This window comes from Micromonospora sp. PRAS1 (assembly GCF_059553435.1).
Genome location: NZ_JCANNB010000123.1, coordinates 1 through 392 on the forward strand (window position 1 = coordinate 1; position 392 = coordinate 392).

General features: G+C 69.1%; 1 protein-coding gene. It reads left to right on the forward strand.

Annotated features, from left to right (window positions below; translation table 11 throughout):
* Positions 1–30 precede the first annotated feature (30 nt).
* Positions 31–392: acyltransferase domain-containing protein (locus tag AC507J_RS32370; RefSeq protein ID WP_496294380.1), on the forward strand; the 362-nt coding region annotated here is incomplete at its 3' end.

The window sequence follows — 392 nt, forward strand, 5'->3', positions numbered from 1 at the left end:
CGGGGTGCGATGGCGTCGGTGGGGTTGCCGGTGGAGGTGGTGCGGGGGCGGTTGATGTCGGGTGTGTCGGTGGCGGCGGTGAATGGGCCGGCGTCGACGGTGGTTTCTGGTGATGTGGATGCGGTGGTGTCGTTGTTGGCGGTGTTGGAGGGTGAGGGGGTGCGGGTTCGCCGGATCGCGGTGGACTACGCCTCGCACTCACCGCACGTGGAGGTGTTGCGGGAGCGTCTGGCCCGGGATCTGGCGGGGTTGTCGCCGCGGGCGCCGCGGGTGCCGTTGTGGTCGACGGTGACGGGTACCTGGTTGAGTCCTGACGACGTGCTGGATGCGGGGTACTGGTTCCGGAATCTGCGGCAGGAGGTGTTGTTCGCCGACGCGGTGCAGGGCCTGCT